This window comes from Pseudomonas defluvii (assembly GCF_001695625.1).
Lineage (GTDB): Bacteria > Pseudomonadota > Gammaproteobacteria > Pseudomonadales > Pseudomonadaceae > Aquipseudomonas > Aquipseudomonas defluvii.
Genome location: NZ_MBPN01000367.1, coordinates 1 through 237 on the forward strand (window position 1 = coordinate 1; position 237 = coordinate 237).

Here is a 237-nt window from a genome sequence, read left to right on the forward strand (position 1 = left end):
CGCTGAGAGCATCCTTGCCTACTTCGACCGGCCAGGAACCAGCAACGGTCCAACAGAAGCTATCAACGGGCGACTTGAGCACTTACGAGGTACCGCCTTGGGCTTTAGAAATTTAACCAATTACATAGCCAGGTGCTTGCTGAAGTCAGGAGGGTTTAGAGGCTCTTCGCATTTAAGGGTGTAGAAAAAATCTGACCGGCTGGAAAAGGAGTCGAGGATCTTAGAAAATGTAAGCTC

1 protein-coding gene is annotated in these 237 nt (G+C 49.4%); it reads left to right on the plus strand.

Annotated elements, in window-relative coordinates; all coding sequences use genetic code 11:
- Positions 1 to 184 (plus strand): transposase (locus EKA13_RS27690; protein ID WP_141685692.1); only part of this gene is annotated, 184 nt, incomplete at its 5' end.
- Positions 185 to 237: the final 53 nt, after the last annotated feature.